This is a genomic window from Thermanaerothrix solaris (assembly GCF_032334255.1).
GTDB lineage: Bacteria > Chloroflexota > Anaerolineae > Anaerolineales > Anaerolineaceae > Thermanaerothrix > Thermanaerothrix solaris.
In genome coordinates this window covers 794,093-817,476 of record NZ_JAUHMF010000001.1, presented here as the reverse complement: position 1 = coordinate 817,476, position 23,384 = coordinate 794,093, and the positions used below count along the sequence as shown (strand labels likewise).

The following is a 23,384-nucleotide window of genomic DNA, read 5'->3' as shown; positions in this document are numbered from 1 at the left end:
CGTGTTTTTTAACATTTCAAACCAATTTTAACGTCTTTATAACCCTTATGCCAAGATTGTGGCATTAACGCGAAACCATAGAATAAGCCGTGCGCTCCTCCGAACGATCTGTAGCGGGGGGTGGAGTGGGTGAAAGGGATGCAATTTGTTCGCGCAGGTCAGGGGTCATGTGGATGTCCAGGGCTTTTAACACCCCCTCCAACTGATCAAGATTCCGGGCACCAATGATCGGCGCAGTTACTGCGGGGTGGCTGGCAACCCAGGCAACGGCTAGTGCGGCCGGCTCATACCCGTGGGCTTGGGCGAATTGGGTGAAGCGTTCTGCAACGTCATACATCCAGGCTTCCCCATAGCGAGTGCGATACATGGGATTTTCGACCAGACGTCCCTTTTCGGGCTGGCGATCAGTCCCATATTTGCCACTTAACAAACCGCCTCCGAGAGGACTGTAGGGCACCACGCCCAAACCCTCGGCTTGAGCCATGGGCAGAATCTCCACCTCGGCTTGGCGTTTGACCAGGTTATACATGGGTTGGATGCAGGCCAATGGTGTCCAGCCGCGGCGTTCAGCAATGCCCAAGGCTTTTTCAATCTGCCAGGCGGCGAAGTTGCTCACTGCCGGGAAAATAATTTTGCCCTGGCGCACAAGGTCTTCCAAACCGTGCAGGGTTTCTTCGAGGGCGGTGACGTCATCAAAGTGGTGGATGTAGTAAATGTCAATATAATCAGTATTGAGGCGTTTGAGGCTGGCTTCAACCGCGAGGCGCAAGTGGCGGCGTGAGGCACCGCGGGCGTTTACATCGGGTCCGGTTGGAAAGAAGGCTTTACTGGTTATAATCACCTCATCACGATGACCCGCGATCAGGCGACCAAGAATGACCTCAGATTGACCGCCAGCGTAAATGTTTGCTGAATCGAAGAAATTGATGCCGACATCTCGGCAGCGCCGATATATCGCGACAGATGTTGCTTCATCCGCCTCGTTGCCAAAGGTCATTGTGCCGAAGCACAACTTTGAAACCTTAATTCCGGTCTTACCCAGAAAGCGGTATTCCATGGCTTTAACTCCCAGGAACAAATAGATGATTGCTTCATTTTAATCCTTTTCATCTAAGCGGGAGAGTTATGATGTCTGAGATAAAAATTCACCGCGGGCAAAGTTATCCCTTGGGAGCGACGATTCACGATGGAGGGGTTAATTTCTCGCTCTTTTCGATGAACAGCACTGCGGTAGACCTTTTGCTCTTTGACAACCCCGAGGATGCTGAACCCTCGCACGTGATTCGGTTGGATCCCCAGGAACATCGCACGTTTGCCTATTGGCATGTCTATGTGCATGGGATCGGACCCGGCCAGATCTACGCCTATCGAGTATTTGGCCCCCACAATCCTGAGCGCGGCCATCGCTTTGACCCCAACAAGTTGCTGTTAGATCCCTATGCCCGGGTGATTGTTAATACCGAACATTACCGCCGTGAGGCCGCATTACAACCCGGCGGGGATTGGGGCCACATGCTAAAGTGCGCGGTGATGGATCCCCGCGGCTACAATTGGGAAGGCGATCAACACTTACGCTTGCCCTACGCTCAGACAGTGATTTACGAACTTCATGTCGGTGGCTTTACCCGCCATCCATCATCCGGCGTGGCGGTGGAAAAGCGTGGGACGTATGCGGGATTGATTGAAAAGATCCCCTATCTAAAGTCGCTAGGGATCACCGCAGTAGAACTAATGCCGGTACAACAGTTCGATGAGCAAGATGCACCCCCCGGGTTGACGAACTATTGGGGTTATAGCCCGGTGGCCTTTTTTGCTCCTCACCGAGGGTATAGTTCACGTAAAGATGTCCTGGGCCCGGTGGATGAATTCCGGGATATGGTTAAAGCACTGCACCATGCAGGGATTGAGGTTATCTTGGATGTGGTCTTCAATCATACTGCTGAAGGTGATCATCGTGGGCCAGTATTCGGATTAAAAGGACTGGAAAACAGTATTTACTATATGCTTGATCCTCATGACCCCTCGCAGTATCTGAATTTTAGCGGTTGTGGGAATACCCTCAATACCAATAATTCGATTGTGCGGCGGCTGATTTTGGATGCTTTGCGTTATTGGGTGCAGGTGATGCACATAGACGGATTTCGCTTTGATTTAGCCTCGGTTATGGCGCGGGACGAAGATGGACAATTGCTCAAGAATCCCCCCATTTTGTGGGAAATCGAAACTGACCCCGTCCTCGCGGGCACCAAGATCATTGCCGAGGCTTGGGATGCGACAGGACTTTATCAAGTCGGTACGTTCATTGGACACCGTTGGGCGGAATGGAATGGGCGCTTTCGCGACGATGTGCGCCGCTTTATGCGAGGAGATGAGCGAACGATTTGGGATTTTGCCAATCGTCTCATAGGTAGTCCGGATCTATTCCGCCAACCCGATCGCGAACCTAATCGCAGCATCAACTTCGTCACCTGCCATGATGGATTTACCCTGAATGATTTGGTCTCATATAACCACAAGCATAACGAAGCCAATTTGGAAGACAACCGGGATGGCATTGAGGAAAACTTCTCATGGAATTGCGGAGTTGAAGGCCCTACCGATGATCCCCAGGTGGAGCGCTTACGTCAGCGGCAGATTCGTAATTTTCTGGTTGCGTTGCTGATTGCTCAAGGTACGCCAATGCTTTTGATGGGGGATGAGGTGCGGCGCTCCCAACGTGGCAATAATAATGCCTATTGTCAGGATAACGAAATATCCTGGTTGGATTGGCAACTTCTGGAACGAGAGCGAGGTTTATGGCGCTTTGTGCAAATGCTGGTGGCTTTTACGCAATCTTATCATATGTTTCGTGAGGAATCGTTCTGGGCACGCAAGCCAGGTGAAAACACCCCGCGTCTTGCCTGGCATGGGGTCAAGCGCAATCAACCGGATTGGCGTGAGATTTCACATGCCTTGGCGTTGGAACTGTGTTTACCCGAAGCAGGCGAACATGTTTATGTGGCATTCAACGCCTATTGGGAAGCACTAACCTTTGAATTGCCCTGGTTACCTTCCGATCAGCGCTGGCATCGGTTCGTAGATACCAGCCTTGCCAGCCCTGAGGATATCTGTGACCTGCATCAATCACCACCTGTTGTATCCCCAACCTATTCGTTGGAAGGGCGCAGTAGCCTTATCCTTGTGGCTTTGCCGGTGCATAAATCTGGGCATTAGATCCATCAATCTAGCCGGTGCAATCCGGCACGATGGGCGGCTTCCACAGCCTGTCGGTATTCTTCTGCTGTGATGCGGCGGTTGATCTCGGGGTATAGATGGGCTCGATAGGTTGGATAGTATTGATCCATAATGTTAAGATAGGTGTTGGGCGATATTTCTTGGGCCAGAAAGCGGACGATTTGCTCAGTGCCAGCGAGATTGTTGGGCAAAACCAAATGGCGAACTAGCAAACCGCGCACTGCGATCCCATTTGCATCTAGTTGCAAATCACCCACTTGCCGATGCATCTCACGCACGGCTGCTTGATTGACCTGTGGATAGTGGGGGATGCGTGAATAACGTTTGGCAATTTCGGGATCAGCGTATTTCATATCCGGCATATAAATATCAATGATCCCATCGAGCAAGCGTAAACTTTCCATTGAATCGTAGCCGCCGGTGTTATAAACCAAAGGAAGGCGTAGCCCGGCTTGAGCGGCAATAAGAACTGCAGCCAGGATTTGAGCCACTACATGGCTAGGAGAAACTAGGTTGATGTTATGGCAGCCCAGATGTTGGAGCCGAAGCATGATCTCGGCCAATTCCTCAGGCTCGACCTCTTGTCCTTCGTCAGTTTGGCTGATTTCGTAATTTTGGCAGTACTGACAACGCAAGTTACACCGTGTGAAAAAGATGGTGCCAGAGCCGCGCCAACCGCGCAGAGGGGCTTCTTCCCCAAAATGGGGTCCATAACTGCTGACTTTAGCTTTTTCACCCGTGCGGCAGACGCCTAATCGCCCTGCGCGGCGGTTGACGCCACAAGCCCAAGCGCACAAATCACAGGCTTCTAGATGGGCGTAGGCGAGTTCAACCCGCCGTTTGAGTTCACCGCTTGCCAAGAGATTAAGATAAGCGGGTTGGAACGCCATTGGCGCAGGAAGATTAGACGCCTAAGTACGCTGCCTTGACCATTGGATTTTCGGCGACCTCTTTAGCCGCGCCTGAGAGCACAATGCGCCCGGTCTCGAGCACGTAAGCGCGGTGTGCAATGGAAAGTGCCATGTGAGCATTTTGTTCTACCAGGAGAATACTGGTACCTTGTTGATTGATTTCCTGAATGATGCGGAAAATTTCTTCTACCAGAATGGGGCTGAGACCCATGGATGGCTCATCCAGGAGCAGCAAGGTGGGGCGACTCATCAGGCCTCGACCCATTGCCAACATCTGTTGCTCACCACCGGAAAGGGTGCCCCCTAATTGATTTATGCGTTCCTTCAAGCGTGGAAAGGATGTAAAGACCCGTTCCATGGTACGCTGAATCTCATTGGGATCGTTTCGAGTGTAGGCACCCATGAGCAGGTTCTCACGCACCGTAAGGGGAGCGAAAATCTTGCGCCCCTCAGGAACATGGCTAATGCCCATTTTGACGATTTCCTGGGCGGGGGTGTTAGTAATATCGTGCCCTTTGTAGCGAATGTAACCGGTGCGGGTGCGGAGCAGGCCCGAGATGGTGCGCAGGGTGGTGGACTTTCCCGCTCCATTGGCGCCGATCAGCGTAACGATTTCACCCTCGTCAACGTGAAAGGAAATACCCTGGAGGGCATGAATGGCCCCGTAGTAAACGTTGAGGTTATGGACTTCAAGCAACATGGGTGACTCCTTTCCCTAGGTAAGCCTCGATGACCAAGGGATTTTCCTGGATCTCCTTGGGGGTACCCCGGGCAATCACCTGACCAAAATCCATGACCGTGATCCACTCGCAAATTCCCATGACCACTCGCATTTGATGTTCAATCAGCAAGATGGTCAGGTCAAATCGCTCGCGAATGAAATGGATTAAATCCATCAGTTCGATGATTTCACGCGGATTCATGCCTGCAGCCGGTTCGTCCAAGAGCAAGAGTTTGGGATTGCAGGCTAGAGCACGGGCAATTTCAACCCGACGCTGTTCACCATAGGGAAGGTTTTTAGCAATTTCGTTGTGGATGCGATCCAATTGAAAGATGCTTAGAAAATCGAGAGCCTGTTCGGTCAGTTCCTTTTCTCTCACACCAAAACGTGGAGTGCGCAGGAGGCCATCGGTCAGTGTATAACCACAATGGGGGTGGTAAGCAATCCGCACGTTATCCAGGACAGTCAGATTAGGAAAGAGTCGAATATTTTGAAAGGTGCGGGCGATACCCATGCGGGTGATTTCGTGAGGTTCCAAGCCAACAATGTTCATTCCATTAAAAAATATCTCCCCACTGGTGGGTACATATAGCCCGGTGATCATATTGAACACCGTTGTCTTTCCGGCGCCGTTGGGGCCGATTAATCCCACCAATTCACCCTGTTTCAGGGTCAGGTCAAAATTACGCACGGCGGCCAATCCACCAAAAAATTTGGTGAGACCGCGAATTTCAAGGACAGTAGGTTTGCTTCCGTTGGGCTTCATCTCCATGGGCTACTCCTTTCAAGCCGCACGTTCATGAGCGGGTTCGGGATGGGATCGTGGGGTGGGGGTGAATCCTGGCCCTTTGAGAAAGCCCCACTCCACAGAACCGAGCAGCCCTTGAGGGCGGATCAACATTAGCAAGAGCAAGGTGATCGGGTAGAGCACAAAGCGCCACGTAGGGGCTTCAGTACCCATTTGGCTCAGAAGCACACGCAACATCCCTTCCAGGAAGAAGATCCACCCAAAGGTGGCTGTGATGGTGCCGGTCATGCTTCCCAAACCGCCGAACACCACGATGATTAAGGGGTTGAAGCCAGCCAGGAAATCGAACGTTCCCGGACTAAGGAAACCTATGTAGTGGGCGTAAACGGCACCTCCTATGCCAGCGAAGAAACTCCCCACCACAAAGGCAAATAGTTTTGCCCCGGCGACGTCAATTCCCATCGCCTTGGCTGCCACCTCGTCTTCGCGCACGGCAACCAGAGAACGCCCGGTACTGGAATGAATGAGATTACGCATAATGATGATGACCAGCATCATGAAGAAAAAGGCAGAGAACCAGGTAGTGAGTTTGGGAATACCAATCATGCCGCGCCCCCCCTTCATCTCTGGGAAGGGCAAGATGGTATCCGAGTTAACCATGAGGGTGTTAACTACAATGGTGAATCCCAAGGTGGCAATACCAAAATAATCGCTTCCCAAGGTTAGTACGGGTAGACCAAAAAGGAAGGAAATCTGTGCCGCGAAGATGCCGGCCAGGATAACCGCTAGGAAATAAATAACCTGTTGCGCTGCAGGGGTATTGAGGGGGCCTGGCTCACCCGCTGTACCTAATAGGGGGGTGATCAGAGGGTTCAATTGATTTCCCAGGTATACTGCAGCCGCGCCAGTAACGAGGGCACCGATCAGGTAAAGAGTAAAAGAAGAGAGTACCGGGATACCGCGGAATCGCTGGAGCCATTTATTGATGGCGATTAATACCAGAGTACCCAACAGGGAGCCAAAACCCAACACCAAAAGCCCCCGTGCATCGCCGTTAATCCAGCGATAGGTGATGTCCGCGGCGGCGTAGGCGCCGATGCCGTAGAAACCCCACTGTCCCAAACTGAATTGGCCGTTGAACCCATAGATCAGGTTCAGTCCCAAAGCGACCATGGTCATGGCACAAGCCTGAAAGAGCAACCCGTTGTCGAAGTTGTTTAGAAGGCGAAAACCGTTAATATCGGTTAGGGCTAGTTGTACCAGTGCAAATGCACCCACAAGGCCGGCAATTTTTACCCAAATGGAGGGGCGGGCGAGTACCCAAATTAACCCATATAGATAAGCCATGATGGCGATAATTTTGACCAGGGAACCGAGCAGAAATCCCAATTCCATAGTGGGTTCTCCTTAGGCTTTTTCTTTTTCGGGTTCGCCGAAGATGCCGGTTGGGCGAAGCAAGAGCACGATAATCAAGATTGTAAAGGCTACGGCATCGCGCATTGGGGTGGAGATATATCCCATGGTCATTGCCTCGGCCTGTCCCATGATCAAAGCCCCAACGAAAGCCCCTGGAATGCTGCCAATACCCCCTAGCACGGCGGCAACAAAGGCTTTCAGACCCGGCAAGATGCCTAGTTGGGTCCAGATAAGGCTATATGCGATGGCATAGAGCACACCTCCGGCGCCAGCAAAGGCCGCCCCAACCGCAAAGGTGAAGGAGATGACTCGATCCACATCAATGCCCATTAACCGGGCAGCCTGACGATCGTAAGAACAGGCTCGCATCGCGATGCCGATTTTGGTGCGGCGGACCAGGTATTGTAAAAAGAGTTGGATAAGAATGGAGACCCCGATAATAATGAGGAAAATGTTCGAGAATGTAATACTGTTCTCCGGCGCTTGTTGACCAGGTAAAACGCGGTGAATGCCATCTTTGATATACCAGGCTACAACCTCAAATGGCCGTTCGTAGGGGATAAAACGAGGCGAGAAAACGAAGTTTAACGCTCCGTAAAATTCCAGGAAGAAGGAAACGCCAATGGCAGTAATCAGTGCCGAAATGCGAGGGGCATCGCGGAGGGGCTTGTAAGCCACGCGTTCAATGGTAACGGCCAGGATCATGCAGACAACCATGGAAAGCAGGATCACAGTTATGGCACCAATGACAACCCCAAGCCCAGGATCTAAGGTTGGAAAGACAGCATTAGGCCATTGGTGCAAGCGATATTTGGCTACTGCGTAGAAACTGGTGAAAGCCCCAACCATGAAAACGTCGCCGTGGGCAAAGTTGATCAATTTGACAATACCATAAACCATGGTGTAACCCAAGGCAATCATGGCATAGACGAATCCTAATTGCAACCCACTGATAAAGATTTGGGCAAACAGAGTTGGGTTTTTGAATAAATTGACACCGAGGATGTAAAGAACCAAGAGGCCTAAAAGGGCAAAGAAACCTCTACCAACCCATAGTAAAGGTTGTCGGCGATGATAAACAACCGGGGTTGATGTTGACACATTTTGCATAGGTTCTGGGCTCCCACTCCTAATCTTGCAGCATGCGGGGGGGCGACCAAGTTTAATATGGCGCCCCCCTGCTTTGCTGTAGCCTTAAGAGACGTGACTCACGGATTGACAACCGTTTCGAACTTGACAGCGCCATCCTTGACGGCGAGGATTACGGCGGACTTGATCGGGTTATGATTGGCATCGAAGGTGATTTGGCCCGAGACGCCGTTAAACTTAATCTTCTCCAAAGTGTCTTTCACCTTGGCGGTATCGGTTGTGCCAGCCTGATTGATCGCTTCTAGGAGCAGATTGGTGGCATCATAGGCCAACGCGGCGAGCGCATCGGGAACCTTGGGATTGCCGTTCTCATCCTTGTATTTCTCGCCATAAGCCTTGCGGAAGTTCTGAACTTCGGGGCGTGGATCATCCGGCGAGTAGTGGTTGGTGAAGTAACCACCATCTGCTGCGGCCAGATCCAAATCGGCGGAATCCCAGCCATCGCCACCAACAAAGGGCACGTTGATTCCCTTTTCCTTAGCCTGTTTGGTGACCAGGTTAACCACGTTGTAGTAATCAGGTAGATAGACCACATCCGGTTTTGCCTCGGCCACCTGAGCCAGAATGGCGGAGAAGTCCGTATCTTTAGCGGTGTAGGTAGCCTTGCCGACAATCTCGCCGCCCAGGGCAGTAAAGGCCTTTTCAAACTCTTCAGCCAAGCCCTTCACATAGTCGTTGGCCTGGTCCAGCATGATGAAAGCCTTCTTGGCACCCAGTTTTTCCCAAGCGAACTTCGCGCCGACCTGTCCCTGGAAGGGATCAATGAAGCAGGCGCGGAAGATGTAGGGTTTCACCTTGCCCTGACTGTCAACGGTGACATTGACATTGGTTGAGGTGGGGCTAATTTGGATAACACCCTTGGCATTGGCAATTTCAGAGACGGGGATAGAGGCTTTTGAGCAGACTTCACCGATGATGAATTTTACGCCATCCTGGTCAATCACCTTGTTCGCCGCGTTGACGGCTGGATCAGGGGTGCATTGGCTATCCTCGACGATGGGCACGATCTTCATGCCTAAAACACCGCCTTTGGCATTCCACTCATCAATAGCCATTAGAGCACCATCGCGGGTTGAGACACCAAACGTTGGTACTGGGCCTGAGAGGGGTGCAAGAATGGCGACTTTTAGTTCCTTGGGCTGGGCTGCGCCACCGCCCCCAGGGGCGCAGGCAGTTAGGATAACTGCCAATAGCAAAACGATAGATAGAAACTTAACCGAGCGCATACTCTCCTCCTATGGCTTTAGATTTATCGCAAGTACAACGAGGTTGGGGATGTTGAATTGGAAAATCATCTTGACTAAGTGTAAGCCAATCACCTCCTTTGGCTCAAAAAAATTTTAGTGCAACGCCTTTATTTTTTAGACTTACAGGGGCTGGAATGAAATGATTATATAAGGGATTGCTTGTAACCCAAGGGGGTTAATTGCGCACAATAATAGGTGAGCCTCTAGGATTTGTCAAGAGTTTAGGGATAAACTTGTGAAGAATATAAAAATATTTTAGCGCTTTTGCTTGACAAAGGCAAGATTGTGCACTAATATCAAAAATCATTATCCCCCAAGAAACTGATCTTTATATTAGGGAGAGCCAACATGTTACCCAGGTTCTTCTTTCAACCGGGAGTTATTGTTACCTTTTTGATCATTCAGGTTGTTCCATTGGTTTTATACCCTGCTGCCTCGTTTGATCCTGCTTCGCAGGAATGGTGGTTGCCAGTGGTACTAGCCGTCTTGGCTCTAATCGGAGCGATTCAGATCCTGCGCCGTAGTCTTGCTCCTTGGCCGTGGTATCTGATTTCGTTTTCGCAGGGTTTCAATATCATTAGCCGGCTAATGCTAGTGCTCTCTCGCGGCACAGTGAATGTCAATGGCGTTCAGGTATTTAATGCCCCTTACGTGCTTATGACCATCATTGCCATGTTACTCTCGGCCTTTTTGATCTGGTATACTGATTTGCCCGAGGTGCGCATGGTTATGTTGGGGGGTGTAAAACAGAAAGAAGTGTGAGTTTCCTCGCGTAGGGAATAAAAAGACGCGGGCCAACGCCCGCGTCTTCGTTTCTAAGCCATTAATCGTTCTCACTGGGAACGCCGACGATTCGATCAATGCGTTCCAGCACGTCATCGGTAAGTTTTTCCACGGCTTCTGCTGCACCCAGATTCTCATCCAGTTGTTCCAGGCGTGTTGCTCCGGTAATGACGCTGGAAACCTCTTTACGGCGGAGGATCCAGGCAATGGCCAATTGAGCGGGGGTGATTCCGAGTTCTTTGGCCAGGTCGGTCAACTGGCGCACTTTTGCGATGCGCTCGGGGGTGATCATGTCTCGGATCCACGCCATATCGGGAAGCGAAGCGCGACTACCTGCGGGGATACCCTCATTATATTTGCCGGTGAGGATACCGTAGGCAAGTGGGCTCCAGGTGGTCAAGCCGATCCCCAACTCATGGCATACCGGCGCCAGGTCTTCTTCTACCCGGCGGCGATGGAGCAGGTTGTATTGAGGTTGTTCCATGGTCGGGGGAATTAATCCGTATTGACGGCATATACCATATACCTGAGTAATTTGAGCGCCACGCCATTCCGAAGTACCCCAATAGAGCACCTTGCCCTGATGGATCAAATCGTCCATGACCCGTGCAACTTCTTCCAGGGGTGTATCTGGGTCATAGCGATGACAGAAGTAAAGGTCTACGTAGTCCGTGCCCAGACGACGTAATGAGGCGTGGATAGACTCCATGACGTGTTTCCGAGAAAGGCCACGCCCGTTGGGCCCTGGCATTGTGGGCCAGAATACCTTGGTGGAGATAACCAGGGCTTCACGGGGCAAGTCTTTAATGGCTTTGCCCATAACAATTTCGGCTTGGCCGTTGGCGTAAACGTCGGCATTGTCAAAGTAGTTAATACCGTGGTCATAAGCGGCATGGATCAGGTCAATGGCCGTTTTTTCGTCAATTTGATGGCCAAAGGTGACCCACGCACCTAGCGAAATTTCGCTGACTTTCAGACCCGAGCGTCCTAAACGTCGGTAATGCATAAGTACCTCCTTTGAATTTATTGATTATTGGGGATTTTACTCATTCTTCGGCTCGACCTCGTCGTTACCTTGTCCTATCCCAAGGGGTTTCCACTTTGTGGGGTCGGCGCGTAAGCGATGGATACCTCCGCCACGGCGATGCAACTGGTCAAACCCTTCGGGTTTTATGAACATCTCTTCGCCATCGAGCAGGGCGGTGATGCCTTTCTGGCCCGGTTCAGGGCGTTTGTTCCGGCAGTAAACGCAAGTTTTAGGATCATGGGGTTTGTAGTCTAAGGGTTCTTCATAGGTGGTTATGTAGCCTTCATAGTTGCGTAAAACAATCTTGTGATCGGACATGCTAATAAGATAGTTGGGCATGACTGGGATCTTTCCCCCACCTCCAGGGGCATCCACCACGTAGGTGGGGACAGCATAGCCAGAGGTATGTCCACGTAAGCCCTCAATGATCTCAATCCCCTTGGCGACCGGGGTGCGGAAGTGGCCAGCTCCTTCTACTAAATCGCACTGATAGAGGTAATACGGACGCACCCGAATGCGTACCAGATCATGCACCAGTTTGCGTTGAACATGAACACAATCGTTGATACCTGCCAGCAACACCGACTGATTCCCTAATGGGATGCCAGCACGGGAGAGACGATCACAGGCTTCTGCAAGTTCTTTGGTGATCTCGTTGGGATGATTGACATGAATATTCATCCATAGCGGATGGTATTTTTCTAACATGGTGCAGAGTTCTTCGGTGATGCGCATCGGTAAAAATACCGGGACACGGGTTCCAATACGGATGATCTCAATATGCGGAATTTCACGCAGTTTCTGGAGCAATTCCTCTAGCAGGCGAGGAGCCAGGGTGAGGGGATCACCACCGGAGAGAAGGACATCGCGCACTTGCGGGGTGTGGCGCAAGTAGTCCAATTGCAATTCGAATTCGCTGCGTGAGAAGGTAGCGCTGGGATCACCGACAATGCGTGACCGCGTACAATAGCGACAGTACGAAGCACATTGCGTGGTCACTAGCATCAACACGCGATCGGGGTAGCGGTGTACCAACCCGGGTACCGGAGAATGCTGATCCTCGGCTAGCGAGTCTTCCATCATCCCAGTAAATGGGACGATTTCTTCTTCGCGCGGGATGACCTGTTTGCGGATGGGATCATCAGGATCGTCAGGATCTATCAGGGAAACAAAGTAAGGGGTTACGTCCACGCGGAAGAGGCCTTTTTGGCTGAGGGCTTTGCGTTCACTGTCAGTTAACCGTAACACGCGTTCAAATTCTTCAACGGTGTTTAGACGATTGCTGAGTTGCCAGCGCCAATCGTACCATTTTTCATCGGGTACATCCGCATAAACCGGGGCTCGCTTCGAGGGGAAAGGGTTCATAAACATGGTCGCCACTCCTTTGGCTTTTTAACCACAAATTTTCTCCAATAAATTGGGAAACAATCCATGATGATACACAGTGAAGACCCCCACGCTAAGGTGGATCATGATCCGGGCGGAAGAAACCAGCAGGCAAAAAGTCCATGACCACAAATTATTTTAAGGGCGTTACAGAGCACGGTCAACAGGTGCATCTAGTGATTTGGTGTAACCCAGAGAGGTTATTTTTCCGACAAGGCTTGCAGGGAGCGGGAGAGGTGCTTATACTATACCCCTATGGAAGAAGAGGTGCTCACGACCTGGTTGGAGATTGATCTGGGGGCCATTCAACATAACTATCATCTTTTACAGGCAATCAGCCAACGACCGGTGATGGCCGTCATCAAGGCCAATGCATACGGACATGGGATTAGTGGGGTGGTACCGGCTCTAACGCGAGTTGGTGCAACTTGGTGTGGTGTAGCACGGATCGAGGAGGCCTTAGAGGTTCGACGCTTTAGCCGTGAGATCCAAGTACTGGTCTTAGGATATACTCATCCTTTTTGGGTTGAAAAAGCTCTGGCTCAAGATATTTGTTTGACCGTTTTTGATTCTCAAACAGCAGAGGCCTACGCCAAACGAGCCCAGGCAATAGGATGCGAATTGCGTGTGCATGCTAAAGTGGATACTGGGATGGGACGCTTGGGGGTTTTACCGGATGCAGCAGTGGATTTTATCCGCTGGCTGATGACTTTACCCGGACTAAAGGTAGAGGGCCTATATACCCATTTCGCACGGGCAGACGAGAGCAATCCTGCTCCTACTTTAGAACAAATTCGGCGTTTTGATGGAATATTGGAAACACTCACCATCATGAATTTACGTCCGCGATGGGTTCATGCCAGCAATTCGGCGGCGATTTTTAATTTTCCACAAGCGCGTTATGACTTGGTAAGGGCAGGAATTGCGTTGTATGGTTTACACCCTTCCCCAGAGACGCCTCTCCCCCCTTCGTTCCGGCCAGCCATGGCATTGAAAGCGCGTTTAGTCTCGATTAAAACCTTACCTCCGGGGAGCGGTGTAGGTTATGGTCATCGTTATGTCACACAGGACCACGAACGCATCGGGGTCGTTGCTGCCGGGTATGCGGATGGGATTCGCCGGATATTGGGGAACGAAGTGCTTATTCACGGCAAAAAGGCTCCAGTGTTGGGCACTCCGTGTATGGATCAGATCATGGTCCAATTGGATGATGTCATTGAGGCTATGCCGGGCGATGAAGTGGTAATTTTTGGCGGCCAGGGTGGAAATTTTATCTCAGTGGAAGAAGTGGCCAGGCGGTGGGGAACGATCAATTATGAGGTTGTGACCAATATGATGGCGCGATTACCGCGCATTTATGTTGAATCCAAAGATGAGGAGGTCGGATAATGTCCCCTCGGCTGGAAAGACGCTGGGAAATCTCTGCGCCGGTTCCACCTGTGGTTGATTCTGCACTCGCTATTTACCCTCCTCTGGTTCGCCAGTTACTTTACAATCGGGGCATTGAGACGCAGGCACAGGCAGAGGCGTTTCTCAATGGTCAAGTGTTTATAGATGATCCTTGGCTGCTCAAGGACATGGACAGTGCCGTTGACCGCATCTTGTGGGGGATTGATCATGGTGAGCGTATAGTCATCTATGGGGATTATGATGTGGATGGCGTAACGGCCAGTGCTTTGCTCTATGAGGTGTTAGGATACCTGGGGGCAACAGATGTACGGGTTTATATCCCCAGCCGTTTCGATGAGGGTTACGGCCTGAATACCATGGCAATTGAGGACCTCGCTGCGAACGGAACCGACCTGGTCATAACGGTGGATTGTGGGCTACGTTCGATTCACGAGGTGGAGGTTGCAAATCGCCGGGGTTTAGATATTGTTATCACTGATCATCATTATCCCAAGTCCGAAATTCCTTCAGCACGAGCAGTAGTTTCACCTAAGCGTGCAGATGATCCCTATCCGGAGAAGAACCTGGCGGGAGTGGGGGTGGTATATAAACTGGTGCAGGCACTTCTAATGAAGCGCCAAATTTCAGGTGTTCAGCCTGAGGACTGGTTAGATTTGGTAGCGTTGGGCACGGTGGCCGATGTGGTTCCCCTGGTAGGGGAAAATCGGGTTCTGGTTCAACGAGGATTAACTCGAATGCGCCAAGGGAAACGGCCGGGATTAGTCGCGTTGGCACGCGCTGCCGGATATGATTTAACCCGGGTGGATACGGAGGGGATCGGGTTTATCCTTGGGCCGCGCCTAAATGCTTCCGGACGACTGGAAACGGCCATGGATGCTTACCATTTGTTGGTGGCCGATAAGCCGGAGGTGTGTTTACGGCTGGCGCAAATATTGGATGATCGCAATCGTGAGCGTCAACGCTTGACCCTGGCGATGCAACGTCGCTCTGAAGAAGTATTGCGTGACCCCCATTCCCGTCATTTGTTGGTTGTTTTTGAAGAGGACTTCAATGAAGGGGTTGTGGGCTTAGTGGCCTCGCGCCTGGTCGAAGCGTATTACCGACCAGCCGTGGTGGGAGTGCGAGGGGGAGAGTTTTCGAAGGCCTCTTGTCGCAGTATCCCTGAATTCCATATTACCGAAGCCCTGGATCAGTGTGCTGATTTGCTGGATCGCCATGGTGGGCATGCCTTGGCAGCCGGCTTTACGGTGCGTACCGAGAGACTCTCACTCTTGGTTGAACGTTTGGAAGATATTGCCGAGCGCACATTGCGCGAGCGCGAACTTTTTCCCAGGTTGCGTGTAGATGTTGAACTGCCTCTTTCGGAGATTCGTCCGGAAATCCTATCCTATTTACATCGGTTTGAGCCATTTGGGTTGGGCAACCCCGAAGTCACGTTTCTCTCCCGAGGGGTAGAGGTACGTTCGGCGCGCTTGGTGGGAGCGGAAGGCAAACATCTTGCGCTGAAACTGAGTGATGGGCGGTTTATCTTCGATGCCATTGCTTTTAGGCAAGGGGATCGGTTTGCGGAAATTACCCCGCGGATTGACGTGGTTTACACGCTTGGAATTAACCACTATAACGGTCAGGCAACTCTGCAACTGACCGTGCGCGATTTCAAGCCAGCATGAGAGTTAATCCACGAAGCGGTACTTAATCAAGGCCCACAGGGCTTCAAACGCATCCCAGGCTTTGATCTTTTTCCCTTCCGAGTAATCACGTGGGTTAAAGTCTATGGGAACTTCGTAAATGCGAATGTGACGCTTGAGGATTTTGGCCGTGAATTCCGGTTCAAAATCAAAGCGCTGGGCGCGGAGAGGGATATTCTGGATCACCTCGCGCTTGAAGACCTTATATCCGGTTTCCATGTCGCTCAGAATGTTATTGTAGAGAAAGTTGGTAATAAAGGTCAGCAAGCGGTTAGCCACCATATTCCAGAAGAGGATGGGACGGCGTGCTCCGCCGAGAAAGCGTGATCCATAAACTACGTCGGCGATCCCCTCTTCAATGGGGCGTAAAAGTTTGGGATATTCACGTGGATCGTATTCCAGATCTGCATCTTGGATAATAATAACATCGCCACGAGCATTTTGGATACCAGTTCGCACCGCGGCCCCTTTACCTGCGTTGGCAGGGTGTAAGATGACCCGGATAGGGGGGTGGTTCTCTAATTCTTTGAGGATGTCGCGGGTGCCATCCGTGGAGCCATCGTCAACGATGATAATTTCATATACCAGGCCGGTATCAAGGACGCGCTGAACAATTTGGCGGATGGTTTGGCGTTCGTTATAAACCGGGATAACAACACTGACCTTCATCATAATGGCATTATATAAGAGGCAAGCCGTTTGCGCAAGCTACCCCGTGCTATAATCGAATAACAGATTACGTTATCCCATTCTTTATGGAGGTTTGGTAAGGATGAACACTCCTACAAAATCGAGCGTCCCCAATAACCCTCCCACGCCTCCATTGGAACCCCCGCCTTTTGTCCCGCCTCCGATTACCCGAATTGAAGAGACCGGGTTGTCGCCGCTGTGGCTACAGGACCTGGTGCTAAAAATTTTCTATTTCCAGGGGTATATGAGCGGCTTTAAGGTGGCCGAAGAGATTGCTCTGCCTTTTACCGGGGTGGTGGATCAGATTTTAGATGCCTTGAAGCGCGAGAAGTGTATCGAGGTGCGCACCTCACAGATGGGATTAGGGGAAGGTGCTTATGTTTATGGGATTACCGGTGTAGGTATTGCACGGGCTCGGGAAGCGTTGGAACGTAGTCAATATGCCGGTCCAGCGCCGGTGCCGCTGAACGTTTATAATGAGGCCATTCGCAAGCAGAGCCGGGGACGACTTCAAGTAACCAATCGTCTTTTACGTCAGGTGCTTGCTCATTTGGTCCTTTCAGAATCTACCTATCAGCGCATCGGGCCAGCGGTAAACTCCGGTACCTCTATTTTTCTCTACGGTCCGCCGGGCAATGGTAAGACCTCGGTAGCGCGCGCAATTGGGGATTTGATCCAGGTGCAGACGATGTATATCCCCTATGCGCTGTATGTGGATGGTCAGGTGATCAAACTTTATGATTCGGTAAATCACCAACGGGTAGCTGAAGAAAACATGACGCAAGGCACAGGTACTCTGCGCACCGGGGCGCGCCGAGATCCTCGCTGGGTATTGATCCGCCGCCCGTTTATCGTTACCGGGGGTGAATTGACCCTGGCTGGCCTGGACTTGGTGTTCGATGATACGTTGAAATATTATGAGGCACCCTTCCAGGTCAAGGCGAATGGAGGAATCTTGCTCATTGACGACTTCGGACGCCAATTAGTGCGTCCGCGCGATTTGTTAAATCGCTGGATTGTGCCGCTTGAGAATCGCATTGACTACATGACCTTACATACCGGCCGTAAATTCGAAATTCCGTTTGATGTGTTGGTCATTTTTTCAACCAATATTCCCCCCAAAGATTTGGTGGATGAGGCGTTCTTGAGGCGATTGCGCCATAAAATTGAGATCCCTGATCCTTCGTATGAGGAATATCGTGAGATTTTCCGCCGTGTCGCAGCCCAAAAAGGGATTAAGTATAGTGATCAGGGTTTGGCTTATCTGCTGCAAGAGCACTATATAAAGCGAAATCGTAATTTGCGCGCTTCACACCCGCGTGACTTATGTGACCAGATTTTAGATATCTCACGTTATCTGGGAATTGAACCAGAAATGAGCACGGATTTGATTGATCGTGCGGCTGAATCTTATTTTGTCGAGTTGTGACATGCTAGAAAAACTGCCTCAACCGGTTATTTTTGCCCATCGTGGTGCTTCGGCATTTGCACCAGAAAACACTCTCGCAGCGTTTCGCTTGGCTGCGGAGCAGGGGGTGGAAGCGATTGAGTTAGATGCTAAATTAACCGCGGATGGCGAGGTGGTCGTCATCCACGATATGACCGTTGATCGTACCACAAATGGCCGTGGCGAAGTGCGGCACTTAAGGCTGGATGAGATAAGACGTCTGGATGCAGGTTCATTTTTCTCGGCGGAGTTTCGGGGAGAGAAGGTTCCTCTACTGCGGGAGGTTTTCGAAGAATTTGGGCGACGTTTGTTCATTAATGTGGAACTTACCAACTATAATGCGCCCTTAGATCCGTTACCGATAAAGGTGGCGCAATTGGTACGCGAATACCGGTTGGAAGATTGGGTGCTTTTCTCATCGTTCAATCCGTGGAATCTGATTCGAATTCACCGCTTGTTACCAGAATGTCCGGTTGCCTTGCTCGCCCTGGAAGGGCGTGCAGGGTGGTTGGCGCGTTCCAATTTTATGCGCTGGGTTTCGCCGCGTATTATTCACCCCTTTCTTGCCGATGTAACTCCTGAAAGCATCACACAGGAGCATCGCCGAAAACGGCGGGTGCATGTTTGGACGGTTAACCGAGCTGAGGATTTGGAGGCTCTATTTCGGTGGGGGGCAGATGGTGTGTTCACTGATGATCCTGCCCTGGCGATGCAGATCCGTTCACGTGTAAAGACCCCGTTATCTGATCAAACAGGTGAAACCATTCCAAAACGATGAGTCGAGTGTCAATCCTAGGTAATTCAGAGGGTCAACCTAAAGCCAGCGGTTGGGGGAAGAGATGGATTTGGCTTCTTGTTTTGTTTGCGATGCTCGGTATTCTTTCCTTCCCTGCACCGAGCCGCGCTCAGGCGCCCTCAAGTGAGGCCGAGGCACGGGCACGTGAACTATTGGCTCAACTCACTCCGGAAGAGAAAATAGGGCAGTTGTTTTTGGTCACATTTCAGGGGCGTGATGTCGGCCCAAATACACCAATTTATACGTTAATCACCCGTTACCACGTGGGTGGGGTGGTACTCAGTGCGGCTAATGATAACTTTGTTGGGCCGGACGGTACTGTGGCTCAGACAGCGGATCTAATTCGCAATTTGCAACAGGTGGAATGGGAAGCATCACAGACCCCAACCATTGATCCACGCACCGGGCAATCGGTTCGCTGGGCATACATTCCTTTGCTTATGGGAATATCCCAAGAGGGGGATCTTTACCCTAACGATCAAATCTTTAACGGGATGACGCCACTTCCTAGCGCGATGGCCATTGGAGCCACCTGGAAACCTACTTTGGCTGAACAGGTGGGGCAAGTTCTAGGAAAGGAACTTTACGCGTTGGGGTTCAATCTTTACCTTGGCCCCTCTCTTGACGTCTTAGATGTTCCCAACTTAGGCATGAGTGGTGAGGATCTGGGGACGCGCACCTTTGGTGGCGACCCCTACTGGGTGGGAGAAATGGGCAAAGCCTTTATCCGTGGGGTCCATGCCGGGAGCAATGGGCGGATCGCAGTGATTGCCAAGCATTTTCCGGGCCAAGGGAGTTCAGACCGTTCGCCCGAAGAAGAGGTGGCAACGGTAAGGAAATCCTTGGAGCAACTTAAACAAATTGAACTGGCACCCTTCTTTGCGGTAACTCAGGCGTTACCAGGAGATCCCATTGCTCCGGATGGCGTTTTGGTTTCGCATATCCGTTATCAGGGTTTTCAAGGGAATATCCGCGCCAGCACCCGACCCATCTCACTCGATGCCACGGCATTGGAGCAATTGCTCCGCCTTGACCCAATCGGCAACTGGTATCGAGGTGGCGGATTGGTCATCAGTGATAACCTCGGCAGTAATGCGGTCAAGCGCTTTTTTGATCCTACCGGTCAGAATTTTGACCCTCGCCTGGTGGCTCGCACTGCCTTTCTGGCCGGAAATGATCTGTTGTACGTGAATAATTTTGTTGGTTCGGCCGATGCAAATTCTCTTGATGCTCTGACTAAAACACTGGATTCCTTTGTTCAAAAATATCTGGAAGATGCTGCATTTGCCGAACGCGTGGATGCCTCAGTGTTGCGCATCTTGACGTTGAAGTATCGTCTTTATCCGTCCTTCACTATTGAGGATGTGCTTCCTGAACCGATTGCGTTGAATGAGGTGGGGCGTTCACAATCTGTTGTCTTTGAGGTAGCCCGGCAATCAGTAACGTTACTGAGCCCCGACGCTGCTGAGTTAAGCGATACCCTACCACGCCCACCGGCGCCGCGAGAGGGAATGATCTTTTTTACGGATGTACAAAATGCGCGGCAGTGTAGCACATGTTCCGAGCAGGCCATCTTTTCCGTGGATGGATTGAAAAAAGCCGTGGTGAGGTTATATGGACCGCAGGCAGGGGGGCAGATCAATGAGGCTTACCTCTCTGCGTATTCATTTCAAGATCTCACCGCTTATCTTAATGGCGGACAGGAAATGACGGCGTTGGATAATAATCTCCGTCAAGCAGAGTGGGTCGTTTTCTCGATTTTGAATCCGCGCCGTGACCATCCTGAAGCAGATGCCTTACGACGGTTGTTGACTGAACGGCCCGATCTTATTCGCAATAAGCGGGTCATTGTTTTTGCCTTTAACGCACCATATTATCTCGATGCGACGGATGTTAGCAAGTTGACGGCTTATTATGGGGTTTACAGTAAAGCCCCGCCCTTTCTAGATATGGCGGCACGGGTGCTCTTTCAGGAGGTGGTGCCGGTGGGAGCCCCTCCGGTTTCAGTACCTGGCATAGGCTATGATTTAATTACGGCTACCTCGCCGGATCCAACCCAGGTTATTCCCATCCTGGTGGAACCTGTGGGGAGTGAGGGGGCGGTATCCTCCCAGGCAACGCCACAGTCGACAGAAGTTCCTGCTTTTAAGGTTGGAGATGTCATTCTGATCCGCACTGGCCTCATCTATGATCATAATCGTAACCCGGTTCCCGATGGTACCGTAGTGCGTTTTATGATCACAGCGGGGGTAGGGGAAAAGCGGATCCAACAGCAAGTCGAAACGGTCACCAACCAGGGGGTTGCTCAAACCACCTATAAGATTGCTGAGGCGGTTCCGATTGAAATCCGCGCCGTGAGTGATCCGGCGCTATTGTCGCAAATTGTTACCATTAACATCACTAATGGCCAGGAAGCAGCGGTAACTGCGGTGTTGCCTACGCCGATACCCTCTCAAACTCCCGAGACAAGGGCAACGCCTACCAATGAGCTGCCCACGTCTACGCCTCAACCAGAGAGCACAGAAGACCAGGGGGCTTCAGTGGGGATGTGGTTAGTGTCTGTGTTTGTGGTTTGGGGGGTTGGCATGGGGGTTGGAGGGTTAGCGGCTCGCGTGGTGCCTATCCGTTTAGCGTTTCAGCAGGCGATGTTCACAATTATTGGAGGAATGATCGCCTATCTGGCAAGTGTTGTGCTTCCTAGTGCCAAGAATGGAATGGGGCAGGCGGGAATCGTAGGGATCGTGATAGCGGTTTTGCTTGGCTGTGGTATTGGCTGGGGGTTGAGTCGGCTGTGGCAGATAACAGGGGGCTATTTGCGGTCCCGGTTAGAACGCTGGCTGGGGGTCAACGAATCAGAGTGAGAATCAAACCAAGCAGGCTTATTACAATAGCGGTATAGAGCAACGCCCGTTCGGCGGGAAGGGTTAAAAAGTACCATTTAGAAGTCACCCTGGATTGCTTTGGCAATGGACGTGAGATACTGGGACGATCACCGATCAGGCTAAGGCGAAATTCTTCCACACTTTCAGGGCGCTCGTTAGGGTGTAAACCCATTGCCCATAGAATTGCCCGTTCGGTGCGAGGGCTTATGGCTGGGTTAATCTGCCGTGGTGGAATTAATGCATCTGGGTTGAGGAAGCGTTCTTTTGCATCCGCCGGAGGGGTATTGGTAAGCAAATGATAGAGTGTGGCGCCAAAGGCATAAATATCACTCCGGACGTCCGTATGCCCGCCATCGCCTCCATATTGTTCAAGAGGGGTATAGAGCGCAGTCCCTTGGCCTTGCAAAATGGTTATAGTTACTTCGCCAGGTGCTGCCAATTTGACCAGCCCGAAGTCGACCAGTTTAAGCAAGCCGCTCGGGGTAATTTTGAGATTACTGGGTTTAATATCACGGTGCAGGATGGGCGGGTTTTGGCTGTGAAGGTAAAGAAGCGCGTCAGCTAACTGGTTGGCCCAGTTTAGAACCTCGCTTTCGGGTAGAAACTCATGTCTAGCCTTGGCTTCCAACATGATCGTGCGCAAGTCCTTGCCCGGCACATAATCCATGACTAGGTAATCACGTTCTTCAACGGAGAAAAAGTCGGATACCTTGGGAAGATTGGGATGATCCAAGCGTGCCAAAACTGTTGCTTCACGGAAAAACTGCTCACGGGCTTCTTTTAGCAGATCCGAGGGCAAAGAACGATCATATTCTACTTCCTTTAGCGCACATTGGCGGCCTTCCAGGCGCAAGTCATCGGCCAGGTAAATGTTCCCCATCCCACCATGGCCAATAATGCGGCGAATGCGGTAGCGATTCCGCAAAACACTCCCGGACTTTAGAGGTATAGGCATAATCGTGATGACCTGAACGACAATTCTTGGGGCTGACGAATGAATCGCGGCGTAAACGTCAGCCTAAAAGGGCGCATCCTTCATCTTCATTTTCTGTTATATTATAACTGAGGGTTGGAGGAGCCATTGTGCGGAATTTAAAAATTGGGACAACCATGATGAAGAATGATCAAGATAAGGAATTTCCATTGCTCATTGGTCAAACCGGGCCGTTGAATGGCCAACGATGGGTGGTTGATCGAACCTTGACCATCGGGCGAGATGCGCGGTGTGAGGTAGTCATCCCTGACCGTCAGGTCTCGCGCTATCATGCTCGCCTTGTGCTGGTTGAGGAGAATGTGATTTTGGAGGACCTAGGAAGCAAGAATGGAACATTTTGTAACGGGCGGCGAATTGAGGATCAAGTGCGTTTGGAAGATGGCGATTTGATCCAGATTGCCTTGGTGCAACACTTTGTTTACCTTGCTTCGGATGCGACTCTCCCCTTGTTGGAGCCAATACCTTGGCAAAAAGAGACCGAGCCTACACGGCGACGCCTTTATCTGGATAAACAATCTCATCGCGTATGGGTAATGGGGCGTGAGGTTTTACCGCCTCTTTCGGTACCTCAGTTTCGGCTCTTGGAAATTCTCTACGATCACCAGGGTGAGGCCGTCTCACGGCAGGAGATCATCCGGGCAGTATGGGGAGAAGAGCAATCACTGGGAGTATCAGATCAGGCGCTGGATGCCCTGGTGCGGCGTCTGAGGGATCGTCTAGCGGCCAGTGATGCCGAGTATCCTTATTTGGTAACTGTTCGTGGTTATGGATTTCGCCTTGACAACCCGGTATATCCCTAGAAAGTTGAAAAGCAGTTGTTAAGTAGGCGGAATTGACGAGATCCATGGTGGGGAT

At 51.2% G+C, this 23,384-nt stretch carries 19 protein-coding genes; 8 read left to right on the top strand and 11 right to left on the bottom strand.

Translation table 11 applies throughout. From position 1 onward, the window contains the following. Positions 1 to 64 precede the first annotated feature (64 nt). Positions 65 to 1,057, bottom strand: coding sequence for an aldo/keto reductase (locus tag QYE77_RS03675; RefSeq protein WP_315624006.1), 993 nt, complete (start codon positions 1,055 to 1,057; stop codon positions 65 to 67). Positions 1,058 to 1,128: 71 nt separating this feature from the next. Between QYE77_RS03675 and glgX the strand changes: the two genes are divergently transcribed. Next, on the top strand, positions 1,129 to 3,213 hold the full coding sequence (gene glgX / locus QYE77_RS03670; protein WP_315624005.1) for a glycogen debranching protein GlgX: 2,085 nt from the start codon (positions 1,129 to 1,131) through the stop codon (positions 3,211 to 3,213). Between the two features lie 5 nt (positions 3,214 to 3,218). On the opposite strand, the gene QYE77_RS03665 is transcribed toward glgX, so the two are convergent. The 6 genes from QYE77_RS03665 to QYE77_RS03640 all read right to left on the bottom strand — a co-directional run bounded on the left by QYE77_RS03665 (position 3,219) and on the right by QYE77_RS03640 (position 9,405). Further along, on the bottom strand, positions 3,219 to 4,124 hold the full coding sequence (locus QYE77_RS03665) for a radical SAM protein (RefSeq protein WP_315624004.1): 906 nt from the start codon (positions 4,122 to 4,124) through the stop codon (positions 3,219 to 3,221). Positions 4,125 to 4,137: 13 nt separating this feature from the next. After that, complete coding sequence (locus QYE77_RS03660) at positions 4,138 to 4,845, bottom strand: ABC transporter ATP-binding protein (RefSeq protein WP_315624003.1); 708 nt, start codon at positions 4,843 to 4,845, stop codon at positions 4,138 to 4,140. Further along, positions 4,835 to 5,638 (bottom strand): ABC transporter ATP-binding protein, encoded by an 804-nt coding sequence (locus QYE77_RS03655; RefSeq protein WP_315624002.1) that lies wholly within the window; start codon positions 5,636 to 5,638, stop codon positions 4,835 to 4,837. The genes QYE77_RS03660 and QYE77_RS03655 overlap by 11 nt, the downstream gene beginning before the upstream one ends. Before the next feature lie 12 nt (positions 5,639 to 5,650). Next, a complete protein-coding gene (locus tag QYE77_RS03650) occupies positions 5,651 to 7,009 on the bottom strand; it encodes a branched-chain amino acid ABC transporter permease (RefSeq protein WP_315624001.1) in 1,359 nt (452 codons plus the stop codon). 12 nt (positions 7,010 to 7,021) lie between these two features. Next, positions 7,022 to 8,140, bottom strand: coding sequence for a branched-chain amino acid ABC transporter permease (locus tag QYE77_RS03645; protein WP_315624000.1), 1,119 nt, complete (start codon positions 8,138 to 8,140; stop codon positions 7,022 to 7,024). 98 nt (positions 8,141 to 8,238) lie between these two features. Continuing rightward, complete coding sequence (locus QYE77_RS03640) at positions 8,239 to 9,405, bottom strand: ABC transporter substrate-binding protein (RefSeq protein WP_315623999.1); 1,167 nt, start codon at positions 9,403 to 9,405, stop codon at positions 8,239 to 8,241. 369 nt (positions 9,406 to 9,774) lie between these two features. On the opposite strand from QYE77_RS03640, the gene QYE77_RS03635 reads away from it, so the two are divergent. Beyond that, the gene (locus QYE77_RS03635) at positions 9,775 to 10,188 is read left to right on the top strand and encodes a hypothetical protein (RefSeq protein ID WP_315623998.1); all 414 of its coding nucleotides are present in this window, start codon (positions 9,775 to 9,777) and stop codon (positions 10,186 to 10,188) included. Positions 10,189 to 10,249: 61 nt separating this feature from the next. Here QYE77_RS03635 and QYE77_RS03630 read toward each other — a convergent pair whose 3' ends face one another. Next, positions 10,250 to 11,215, bottom strand: a complete 966-nt coding sequence (locus tag QYE77_RS03630) for a potassium channel beta subunit family protein (protein WP_315623997.1) — start codon at positions 11,213 to 11,215, stop codon at positions 10,250 to 10,252. A 36-nt stretch (positions 11,216 to 11,251) separates the two neighbouring features. After that, the gene (gene kamA, locus QYE77_RS03625) at positions 11,252 to 12,607 is read right to left on the bottom strand and encodes a lysine 2,3-aminomutase (protein WP_315623996.1); all 1,356 of its coding nucleotides are present in this window, start codon (positions 12,605 to 12,607) and stop codon (positions 11,252 to 11,254) included. Positions 12,608 to 12,889: 282 nt separating this feature from the next. Here kamA and alr point away from each other — a divergent pair, with 282 nt between their 5' ends. Together alr and recJ are read left to right on the top strand one after the other, a co-directional pair. Then, the gene (gene alr, locus QYE77_RS03620; protein ID WP_315623995.1) at positions 12,890 to 14,011 is read left to right on the top strand and encodes an alanine racemase; all 1,122 of its coding nucleotides are present in this window, start codon (positions 12,890 to 12,892) and stop codon (positions 14,009 to 14,011) included. Further along, positions 14,011 to 15,702 (top strand): single-stranded-DNA-specific exonuclease RecJ, encoded by a 1,692-nt coding sequence (gene recJ / locus QYE77_RS03615; protein ID WP_315623994.1) that lies wholly within the window; start codon positions 14,011 to 14,013, stop codon positions 15,700 to 15,702. The genes alr and recJ overlap by 1 nt, the downstream gene beginning before the upstream one ends. Positions 15,703 to 15,705: 3 nt before the next feature. Here the strand turns inward: recJ and QYE77_RS03610 are convergent, their stop codons facing one another. Beyond that, positions 15,706 to 16,392: a glycosyltransferase family 2 protein gene (locus tag QYE77_RS03610; protein ID WP_315623993.1), complete on the bottom strand. Its 687-nt coding sequence runs from the start codon at positions 16,390 to 16,392 to the stop codon at positions 15,706 to 15,708. A gap of 100 nt (positions 16,393 to 16,492) precedes the next feature. On the opposite strand from QYE77_RS03610, the gene QYE77_RS03605 reads away from it, so the two are divergent. Genes QYE77_RS03605 through QYE77_RS03595 form a run of 3 tightly spaced genes read left to right on the top strand, consistent with a single transcriptional unit; the run spans position 16,493 to position 21,514 of the window. After that, complete coding sequence (locus tag QYE77_RS03605; RefSeq protein ID WP_315623992.1) at positions 16,493 to 17,839, top strand: ATP-binding protein; 1,347 nt, start codon at positions 16,493 to 16,495, stop codon at positions 17,837 to 17,839. A 1-nt stretch (position 17,840) separates the two neighbouring features. After that, positions 17,841 to 18,635 carry a glycerophosphodiester phosphodiesterase gene (locus QYE77_RS03600; RefSeq protein ID WP_315623991.1) on the top strand — a complete coding sequence of 265 codons (795 nt, stop codon included), beginning with the start codon at positions 17,841 to 17,843 and terminating at the stop codon, positions 18,633 to 18,635. Between the two features lie 5 nt (positions 18,636 to 18,640). Beyond that, positions 18,641 to 21,514 carry a glycoside hydrolase family 3 N-terminal domain-containing protein gene (locus QYE77_RS03595; RefSeq protein WP_315623990.1) on the top strand — a complete coding sequence of 958 codons (2,874 nt, stop codon included), beginning with the start codon at positions 18,641 to 18,643 and terminating at the stop codon, positions 21,512 to 21,514. Here QYE77_RS03595 and QYE77_RS03590 read toward each other — a convergent pair. Then, positions 21,498 to 22,490 carry a serine/threonine-protein kinase gene (locus QYE77_RS03590; protein WP_315623989.1) on the bottom strand — a complete coding sequence of 331 codons (993 nt, stop codon included), beginning with the start codon at positions 22,488 to 22,490 and terminating at the stop codon, positions 21,498 to 21,500. The two genes, QYE77_RS03595 and QYE77_RS03590, sit on opposite strands and share 17 nt — an antisense overlap. Before the next feature lie 128 nt (positions 22,491 to 22,618). Between QYE77_RS03590 and QYE77_RS03585 the strand changes: the two genes are divergently transcribed. Next, positions 22,619 to 23,329, top strand: a complete 711-nt coding sequence (locus QYE77_RS03585) for an FHA domain-containing protein (RefSeq protein ID WP_315623988.1) — start codon at positions 22,619 to 22,621, stop codon at positions 23,327 to 23,329. Positions 23,330 to 23,384: the final 55 nt, after the last annotated feature.

Bases quoted from the DNA above. Each gene is read 5' to 3' on its own strand.
- QYE77_RS03675 (WP_315624006.1), bottom strand. From the start codon at position 1,057: ATGGAATACCGCTTTCTGGGTAAGACCGGAATTAAGGTTTCAAAGTTG.
- glgX (WP_315624005.1), top strand. From the start codon at position 1,129: ATGTCTGAGATAAAAATTCACCGCGGGCAAAGTTATCCCTTGGGAGCG.
- QYE77_RS03665 (WP_315624004.1), bottom strand. From the start codon at position 4,124: ATGGCGTTCCAACCCGCTTATCTTAATCTCTTGGCAAGCGGTGAACTC.
- QYE77_RS03660 (WP_315624003.1), bottom strand. From the start codon at position 4,845: ATGTTGCTTGAAGTCCATAACCTCAACGTTTACTACGGGGCCATTCAT.
- QYE77_RS03655 (WP_315624002.1), bottom strand. From the start codon at position 5,638: ATGGAGATGAAGCCCAACGGAAGCAAACCTACTGTCCTTGAAATTCGC.
- QYE77_RS03650 (WP_315624001.1), bottom strand. From the start codon at position 7,009: ATGGAATTGGGATTTCTGCTCGGTTCCCTGGTCAAAATTATCGCCATC.
- QYE77_RS03645 (WP_315624000.1), bottom strand. From the start codon at position 8,140: ATGCAAAATGTGTCAACATCAACCCCGGTTGTTTATCATCGCCGACAA.
- QYE77_RS03640 (WP_315623999.1), bottom strand. From the start codon at position 9,405: ATGCGCTCGGTTAAGTTTCTATCTATCGTTTTGCTATTGGCAGTTATC.
- QYE77_RS03635 (WP_315623998.1), top strand. From the start codon at position 9,775: ATGTTACCCAGGTTCTTCTTTCAACCGGGAGTTATTGTTACCTTTTTG.
- QYE77_RS03630 (WP_315623997.1), bottom strand. From the start codon at position 11,215: ATGCATTACCGACGTTTAGGACGCTCGGGTCTGAAAGTCAGCGAAATT.
- kamA (WP_315623996.1), bottom strand. From the start codon at position 12,607: ATGTTTATGAACCCTTTCCCCTCGAAGCGAGCCCCGGTTTATGCGGAT.
- recJ (WP_315623994.1), top strand. From the start codon at position 14,011: ATGTCCCCTCGGCTGGAAAGACGCTGGGAAATCTCTGCGCCGGTTCCA.
- QYE77_RS03610 (WP_315623993.1), bottom strand. From the start codon at position 16,392: ATGATGAAGGTCAGTGTTGTTATCCCGGTTTATAACGAACGCCAAACC.
- QYE77_RS03605 (WP_315623992.1), top strand. From the start codon at position 16,493: ATGAACACTCCTACAAAATCGAGCGTCCCCAATAACCCTCCCACGCCT.
- QYE77_RS03600 (WP_315623991.1), top strand. From the start codon at position 17,841: ATGCTAGAAAAACTGCCTCAACCGGTTATTTTTGCCCATCGTGGTGCT.
- QYE77_RS03590 (WP_315623989.1), bottom strand. From the start codon at position 22,490: ATGCCTATACCTCTAAAGTCCGGGAGTGTTTTGCGGAATCGCTACCGC.